Origin of the sequence: Intrasporangium calvum, assembly GCF_028446585.1 — a bacterium.
GTDB lineage: Bacteria > Actinomycetota > Actinomycetes > Actinomycetales > Dermatophilaceae > Intrasporangium > Intrasporangium calvum_A.
Genome location: NZ_JAPFQL010000009.1, coordinates 21785 through 30520 on the forward strand (window position 1 = coordinate 21785; position 8736 = coordinate 30520).

4 protein-coding genes are annotated in these 8736 nt (G+C 71.1%); 2 read left to right on the forward strand and 2 right to left on the reverse strand.

The window, feature by feature from the left end:
* Nucleotides 1–36: 36 nt before the first annotated feature.
* A complete protein-coding gene (gene mobF / locus OO014_RS03510; RefSeq protein WP_272460884.1) occupies nt 37–5673 on the reverse strand; it encodes a MobF family relaxase in 5637 nt (1878 codons plus the stop codon).
* Between the two features lie 210 nt (nt 5674–5883).
* Between mobF and OO014_RS03515 the strand changes: the two genes are divergently transcribed.
* Complete coding sequence (locus OO014_RS03515) at nt 5884–6195, forward strand: hypothetical protein (protein ID WP_272460885.1); 312 nt, start codon at nt 5884–5886, stop codon at nt 6193–6195.
* Nucleotides 6196–6527: 332 nt separating this feature from the next.
* Here OO014_RS03515 and OO014_RS03520 read toward each other — a convergent pair whose 3' ends face one another.
* Nucleotides 6528–6986 carry a very short patch repair endonuclease gene (locus OO014_RS03520; protein WP_272460886.1) on the reverse strand — a complete coding sequence of 153 codons (459 nt, stop codon included), beginning with the start codon at nt 6984–6986 and terminating at the stop codon, nt 6528–6530.
* A 257-nt stretch (nt 6987–7243) separates the two neighbouring features.
* Between OO014_RS03520 and OO014_RS03525 the strand changes: the two genes are divergently transcribed.
* Nucleotides 7244–8563, forward strand: a complete 1320-nt coding sequence (locus OO014_RS03525) for a DNA cytosine methyltransferase (protein ID WP_272460887.1) — start codon at nt 7244–7246, stop codon at nt 8561–8563.
* The last annotated feature ends 173 nt before the right edge of the window (nt 8564–8736 follow it).

Here is an 8736-nt window from a genome sequence, read left to right on the forward strand (position 1 = left end):
TCGCTTCACGCACGACTCGATCCACGTGCTCGAGCCTCAGCGCCGCGGCGCCGCGGGGGCTTGGGCGTCCGCCCTGTTGGGAACCGGGCGGGGCCGCAGTGCCTCTTCGGCGGGGCTCTCCCGCGGCGTCCGTCGTTGCGTATGCCGCTGGGCTGGCTCCCCGGGTCCCTGTCCCATCCGGGTCCGGACCTCGTGCAGTCCGGCCAGCTGCTGCTGCGCGACCGGGCGGGGGTCGGCGTTCCATGCCCGGGAGGCGGCGAGCAGAGCCCGCCGGACCTCTCGCGGGTGGGCACCCGTCGCCGCGGCTATGTCGCCCACCGCCGGTTCCCAGACGGAGCTGGGCTGGGCTGCGACGATGGCCGCGGCAGCCTCGACCGCCTGCTGCCCGGGTAGGTTCGCGAGCCGCTCATGGACGAGGACATGGCCGAGCGGCCGCGGCATGCGCAGCAGCGCGGACAGGCCTGCCGGGCCTTCGGCCGCGAGCAGCTGCGCCGGGTCGGTTCCGTCGTCGAGGCGCACCGACAGCGGCTCTGCGCCGTGCTGGGCAAGTAGCCAGTACGCCCGCTCGGCCGCCATCCAGCCGGCGAGGTCTCCGTCGGTCGCGACGACCGGGCCGGTGCCCGCTGAGGTGGCGAGGCCGACCAACTGCCTCGCCTGCGCCTCGGTCAGGGCGGTGCCGAGCGGTGCGACCCCGATGTGGCTGCCGCCGGTGGCGAGGGTGACCGCGATGGCATCCATCGGGCCCTCGACGAGCACCGGAACCGCTCCTGCATCGCGGAGCCAGGGGAGGACCCCGAAGAGCTGGGCGCCCTTGTGGAACAGGGGCGTGTCGGCGGTGTTGAGGTACTTCGGGCCCGCGTTGTCGGCGTCGGTCAGGTGGGGGTGGCGGCGGCCGACGAAGCCGAGCACCTGCCCGCCGTCGATGATGGGCAGCACGGCACGGTCGCGGAACCGGTCGATGAGCCGCCCGGTCCGGACGATGGTGGCGACTCCGGTGAGGGTCATCTCCTTGTCGGTGACGCCGAGGGAACGCAGGTGCTCGACGAGGCCGGTCCACCCGGCGGGGGCGTAGCCGGGCCGGTAGTCGGCCCCCAAAGCGAGGTGGCCGGCCAGGTCCTCGTGAAAGCGGGCGGCCAGGTAGTCACGGACCCAGCTGCGCTCGAACCGCGCCTCGAAGAACGCCAGGCTCAGCTCGTTGACCTCAACCATCCGCTCCCGGGTGACGGGGCAGTGGTCCCACTCGTGCGCCCGCTCGAGCAGGTGCTGGATCTCGGGCTCGGACGGGTCGAGCGGTCCCATCGTGTCGCGGACCAGGGCCGCGAGCTGCAGCTCCGCCTCCACCGCCTGCGCTGGCGAGCCGTCCTCGGTCAGCGGTTCCAGTCCTTCGCCGTGGCCGGTGAGGTATGCCTCCCACTCCGCGGCCGTCGGCGCGTCGGCGGGCGGTTCGACGTCGACGAGCAGGTCCTCCGGCGCGACCTCAAGATCCTCGCCGTCGTGGGGCTCGTGACTGGCCGGCTCGGTCAGCACGGAGATGCGCCAGACCATGGCGTGGCATTCGTCGACATCGACGCCGTCCAGGTGGCGTCCGGCGGTGTCGAGCAGGTCGTCGATTCGGTTGCCGCGAGCCAGCGCGTGGTCGACGGCCGTGACGAGCGCCGGCCACCACGCGCTGGTCTGGATGGCGGCGGCGCGGTCGGCTCCGACGTGCGCGGTGAGCCGGTGCGTCCAGGGGGCGCTCAGCCCGCCAGAGGGGTCAGCGGCCGTGGCGACCGCGGGCTCGACGTGGTGGCTGATCCGCCACCACAGCGCGGCCGCGGCGTGGTCGTCCGGCAGCGGCCCCTGCGCCGCCACCCGCTCGAGTAGGGCTCTGGCGTCGACGCCGGCGCGGGACAGCGCGGCGAGCCGTTCGGCGAGGATCGGGGCGAACTCGTCACCCGCCAGCCTGGGCGCGACCCGCCGCAGCAGCGGTGCCCACTCGTCCATGGCGGGCGCGTGCCCGGCCGCCAGGTGCGCGTCGAGGTCGCGCTGCCAGAGCGCCGGCGCCTTCGCGAGCTGCCGCGGCCCGGTCGGCCGGCGGTCCGATTCCGGGACCTGCATCGCGGCCCGCCACACGTCAACCTCTGCAGTCAAGGCGGCGTCGACGCGCCGCCCCAGTCCGGTCGCCCACGCCGGGGTCTCGGCTTGGCTGGCCGCGGCTCGGACCTGCGCGGCGAGGTCGCCGACGAGATCGGCGCGCCGGGTCAGGTACTGGCCCCACACCGGATCCGCCGCCAGCCGAGCGGGAACGGCGGGCACCCAGGGCAGCGGCGCCACTCCTGTCAACGGGCCGGCGTTGCGCAGCCCGGAGTCGTCCAGGCGCCAGTCGAGCACGGCCGCCCGGTCGCCCGCGGTGTCGAGCTCGCGGCCCTCGATCGCGGCCCGCAACGCCGCGGCCGGGTCGGTCCCGGACGCGCCGAGCAGCAGCAGGTGCGCGCGCAGCGTCGGCCACGCCGCCTCCTCGCGCACCCCGGGAACCAGGGCCTCCGCGGTGGACGCGACCGAGGCGATGGCCTCGGGTCCGAGCAAGTCCTCGGCGGCGGCATACAGCGCGTCGACGTACCGGGAGGTGGCCTGCCCGAGCAGCACGGCCGGGTCGGCGGCCTCGCGCAGCAGGGTGCTGGCGGAGGTGGGGGAGTCGTCGCGGATGAGGACCGTCTCGAGCAGATCGGTCGGGGTCGGCGGGCTGATGGTCTCGGGGCGGATGACGGTGTGCGGGTCGCCGTCGCCGACGACCTGCAGGTAGACGTGGTTCGCGTGCCGGCCCCGGGTGAGCATCGTGTAGAGCTGCTGCCGTGACTCGGCGCCGGTGGCCAGGCCGTGCATGACGTCGACGGACACGCCCTGCGCCCCGTGGACCGTGGTCGCGTAGCCGAGCTCGGTCGAGGCGGTCACGTACCGCGCGGGCAGGGTGACCAGGCGCCCGGTGCGGGTGTGCTGCACCGACAGCCCGCCGTCCGCGCCGACCGCGCGGACGGTCCACCGGTCGCCGTTCTTGACCCAGTCGGTGGCCGAGATCCGCAGCCGTCGCTCGTTGGCGCGGGTGATGATCAGGTCCCCGACGGACGCCTCGTTCCCGTCCGCCAGACGCGCCGCCCGGTTGTCATGGCTGGTGCCGCGTATGCCGCTGGACTCGCTCCCTGGGCCCCGCCCAGCGGGCGCCGGGACACGTCGATGACGGGCTGCCGGGATGGCTTCCTGGGTGAGGCGGTGGGCGCGGGCGCGCTGGTTCAGCTCGGCGACGAGCTCGCGGGTGGGGGCCAGCATGATCGCGTCGCGACCCTCGGCGCGGTCGTTCTGCCAGGCGGTGAACACGTCCTCGGTCATCGTCGCGAGGTCACCGACGTGGACGCGGCCGTGGTCGAGGTAGAACCCGAGCGCCTCCGGTCGCCCGTCGCGCAGCGCGAGGGAGGCGGCGCCCTCGGCGGGGTCGGCGAACCGCATCAGCTCGGTCAGGCGCGCCGCGCCGTGGCTCGCTTCGATGTCGCGCAGCACCCCGCCGGCGCCGATCGCGGCGAGCTGCTGGTCGTCGCCGATGAGGCGGACGCTGCCGCCGCGGGCGACGACGAACGCGACCGCGGCGTCGAGGGAGAGGGTGTCGGCCATGCCGGCCTCGTCGATGACGACCAGCGTCTGTGGGCCGATGGTGGCGGCCCAGTCGGGCAGGTCGTCGTGCTCGATGGACCAGACAAGCTTGGCGAGGGTGTCCGTGTTGGTGCCGGTGTGCTCGCGCAGCGCGGCGGCCGCGGCCGCGGACGGCGCGAGCCCGATGACCTCGCCGCCGGCGTCGGTCCACGCCCCGGCGAGGGCCCGCATCGCGGTGGTCTTCCCGGCCCCGGCGGGCGCGATCGCCAGCTGCAGCCGCGCGCCGGAGGTCGCCATCGAGCGCACCAGCGCCGCCTGCCCGGCGTTGAGGGTGGTGCCGTTCGCGGTCGCCTCGAGCAGTGCAAGGTCCACGCTCGCCGCCCCTGCGGCATACCCGTCCGCGAGCCCGGCCGTGGCGACGAGCCGCTGCTCGGCGGCCAGCACCCGCGCCGAGGTGTACTGGTCGGCGCCGGCCACCGTGTACACGCTCGCCCCGTCGCGACGGCGCAACGCAGGCGGCTCGACGAGGCCGTCATCAGGGCGGGCGAGGGACACCGAGCCGCCGGTCAGGGCCTGCTCGACGACCCGGTCCACGGCCTGCTCCGACTCACCCGCGGCCAGGCCGGCGGCGCGGACCCGGCGCTGCGCCTCGGCCCGGACGTGCCACACCTGCCACGTCGCGCGCCGGGACTCGACAGCCTTCACGACCTGCTGGGCGGCCGCCTCGACCCACGCGTCGTCCACCCGGACGGCCCGCTCGGGCTCGCGGGACAGGGCGTCGTGGGCCATGGTGTCGAGGGCGTCGGCGCCGCCGAGGACCTCGATCGCCTGTGCCCGCCACGCCTGCCGCTGCTCCGTGAGGCTGCGCGGCTCGTGCTTCGCCTCACGGGTCTCGAGGGTCGCCTGCTGCGCCAACTGGATCGACTCGACCGGCGTCGGCGGCCGCCCGTGAGCGGCCTGGAAGTCGGCCGCGAGCTCGCTGCGGCGCGCCTCGATGCTGCGCCGGCGGGAGGACCAGCGCTCGTTCAGCCGCGGGTCCACACCGACCACCTCGCGCACCGGCCGCTTGCGCGCGTCCTCTTGCGGGCGCTCCGCGAACGTCACGCCCAGGTCGGCGCGCAGGTGCTGCTCCAAGGCGGTGTTGTACGTCTCCGACGCGGCCACGGTCGCCTTGAACAGCACCCGACCGTCGATGCTCAACCACCGCCCGTCAAGGGTCTGCACCTTGTTCGCGACCGCGACGTGCGTGTGCAGGTCCGGGTCACCGGCGCGGGAGTCACGGTGCGTGAACGCCGTCGCCACCAGCCCCAGCACGTCGACCTGACGGACCCCGTTCGTCCCGGTCCGGGTGAACAGGGCTTGCTCCTCGATGAAGGTCAGGGCGTCCTTGACCGCGGCCTGATGGGCCCGCTCGATCCGCGCCGCGACCTCGGGGGAGGCGATCGCCCACAGCGAGCTGACCGCCTTCACCGGGGAGAAGGTCAGGTCGTAGCCGGCCACCGCGTTCGTCCGCGGACGCGAATGCTTCGCGATGGTCGCGGCGACCTCCCGGGCATCCTCCGGGTCCCGGCCGTGCTCGGCGCGGAACAACTCGGTCGCGACCTCGGTGCGGACCCGAGCCCTCTCCTCCAGAGCGACAGGCGAGTCCTGCGGCAGGCCGGCTTCTGTGTTCAAGGCGGCGATCCGCTTGGCGACCTCGAGCCGGAACGCGCTCACGTCCCCGGCGTAGACCTTGTACGGCTGGCCCAGTCGGGTGACCGCCTGCACCTGCTCGTCGCTCGCGTCGCCGGCCAAGCGGGCGCGGCGCTCGTGCGCCAACGGGTGGTGGCCGGACCCGAACAGGGCTTGCATCTGCTCCGCCGTGACCACGTCCCCGGCGGCCAGACCCTCGATACCGTCCAGGCCCGAACCGACCCACACGCCGGGCGCCTCGCCCTTGGCGGTGTAGTAGCTCGCCAACCCCGTGTGACCGCGCTCCGTCGCGTCCAGAGCAGCCACCTGCCGGGTCAGGTAGTCATACCCCGACCCCGCGGTCAGCTTGTGGATCGACATCGTCACACCAGCCCGAAGGAGCCCGCGGCCTCCCTGCGGTCGTTGCATCAGATGCAACTTCGGCCAAGGTCGCCCCGGGAATGCAAGAGGTGTGTGGGACAGGGGGTCGGTCGCTTCGCGGCGGGGTACGCAGATGCGGGTCTGTGGCGGTGACCGTGTGAGGGCGGCGTCAGCCTTCGGGAGGGGAGCACCCTCGAAAGGAGATCCGAAATGGGACAGCAATCAACGCGGCAGGCCGCTCGACGAGCAGCTCTCGATGCTCAAGCCCAGCGTCGGCGGGAACGTGCCGAACGCGACAAGCGCATCGAAGCCCTCGCCGTCGACGCCCTCACCGCCCTCGAGGAGCGCAAGGCCGCCATCGCTGACTGCGAACGGCGTGCCGGCCTCGCTCTGCAGAAGCTCACCGACGTCGAGGGCCTCTCAGCGCGAGACGTGGTGACTTGGTGTGGCGAGGACCTGACATATCGGGAGGTGAATCGCTTGCTAAGGCTGGCCATCGGCCAGATCCCGATGGGGGAGTAGGAGCGCGTCACCGCACCCAGCCGACGGCCGAACACCCGGTCCGGAGCGGAGGATGACATTGGCTAGCAAGCCAGGGTGTAGTGCCGATTGTCTCGACACGAGGGCCGAGAAGCAGGCCGAGATGTCATCCAAGCGTGTGTTCGGCGTGCTCTTCGACGACATCGCGAGCGAGGCGCCTGATCTCCGCTAGGTCGGCGCCGCGTTATCCCCACCTACGGGCGTCGTTCCGCCCGAACGCCGGGGTGGAGAACGGCCATGGTCGAGTACTGCCGTCCGAACGGAGCAAGTCCAAGGGGCGTGGGTTTCTGAGTGAGTGCGCTCAGCGCGTGGGTTCAACGGGCGGCAGGATGGCCCCGGCTGCCCCCGATCGCGCGGCCGTTGAGAACAGCTTCGTGAACGAGGTCAGCCGCTTGCTCGACTGCGACGTGCTCCCATATCCGAAGCACTGTCCAGCCCTCCTCAGCCAGATGGAGATCTGTTTCCGCGTCTCGCTCGCGGGTGCGCCGGACTTTCTCCGCCCAGAACTCAGCGTTGGCCTTGGCAGCAACGTGGTGCGTTGGGCAACCGTGCCAGAAGCAGCCATCGACAAACACGGCCAAACGGGCCGTGGGGAAGACGAGGTCGGCGGTTCGCCTGATGGTGGGTACCGGCCGCCGGTTCACGAAGTACCGAAGCCCTCGGGCGTGCAGGGCTCGCCGCAGCGCCAACTCCGGGCCTGTGTCTCGCCCGCGGTTGCCCCTCATCGTCGCGCGAACTGCAGGGGATGATGCCCACGAGCTGCGTCCCGCCATGAGGGTGAGGGTACCCGGACTGTCCTTGGCACCTGGTACCCTGGCACCACCGCGACGTTCGCAAGGGCACGTGCGGCACCAATCGACCAACTGGGGGATCCATGAAGCCCGTTCCCGTTATCGATCTGTTCGCAGGTCCAGGGGGCCTCAACGAGGGTTTCTCATCGCTCCGCGGCGAGGGGGGCCGGAAGTTCAGGACGGTGGCCTCATTTGAAATGGAGCAAAGCGCTCATTCGACACTGGTGTTGCGTACAGCAATGCGTCTCGTCGCTGAAGACGCCGGGCATTTTCCAGAAGAGTATTACTCCTTCCTCAGACGGGAGCTGACCTACCCGGAGTTCGTGGACATTCCGCACATCGCTCAGGCCATGAAGCACGCAACCAGCGAAGTGCACCAGATCAAGCTCGGCCCTTCGACACGCGAAGAGACGGATGAGCTGATCGGGACGGCACTGGCAGCCGCGGGTGGCCACGATGAGCCTTGGGTCCTGATCGGCGGCCCACCGTGCCAAGCGTACTCACTCGTGGGGCGCGCGCGTCGGACGGGTGACCCGACATTCGCCACGGACGAGAAACACTTGCTCTACCGCGAGTATCTCCACATCATCCGCAAGTTCAGGCCTGCCATCTTTGTGATGGAGAACGTCAAGGGGATGCTGTCGTCGCAGCACGAGGGGGGCGCGATCTTCAGAAAGATCATGGACGACCTCCGTGGACCGGATGGTGACGAGGGGTACGACGTCTACTCGTTCGTGGCACCCGGACGCGCTGAACTTCAGCCGAAGGACTTCATCATCCGCAGCGAGCTCTACGGTGTACCTCAAAAGCGACACCGGGTAATCCTTTTGGGAGTGCTACGCGCTACAGCCCTCCCCGCACCCAGGCAGCTGATCCCACTTCCCCTCATTCCGGTATCGGCCGCAATCGGCGACCTCCCCCCCATACGATCGCGTCTGACCCCTCGGACCCGAGATTCCGAGAGTGCCTGGGCCGAGCAGCGCCTGATCGCGCTCTCGACTGCTGGCAAGCCTCCATCCACGGGTCGCCGGATACCACCTGTCGGAGAACCCTTCATGCCGGGCTATGTCCCCAAACTGCCGGCGGGCCCACTTGCCGACTGGTTGCTGGACGGCAGGATCGCGGGCGTGACCCTCCACGAGAGCCGTGCCCACATGGCCGCCGACCTCGTGCGATACGGGTACCTGGCGGAGCGAGCTAAGCACGAGAAGAGGTCGCCGCGGCTCGGCGACCTTCCCGTGAACCTTCGACCAGAGCACCGTAACGCCGCCAGTCCCGACGCTCCGTTCAACGACAGGTTCCGCGTTCAGCTGCGTCATGAACCGAGCACGACGGTGGTGTCCCACATCGCAAAGGACGGGCACTACTACATTCACTACGATGCCTCGCAGATGAGGAGTCTGTCGGTCCGCGAGGCGGCCCGCCTGCAGACATTCCCCGACAATTACTTCTTCATGGGCAACCGCACTCAGCAATATCAGCAGGTGGGCAACGCCGTGCCGCCGCTCCTAGCGCGTGCCCTGGCGGAAGTGGTGGCTGGAATCCTCGGCCGCGCCTGACCCGCGTCAGCTACGGCGGGCGAAGTGCGGGAACGGCTCGTAGAAATGCCAATCCGGTTGCGTGTGAGTGTCGGTCCCTCCACCGTGGTCGCTGGACCCTCGGAGACCCGACGGGCTCACAGGAGCATCGGCCGGGTCAGCTAGGGTCATTTCGGCGATGAAAAGACCCAACC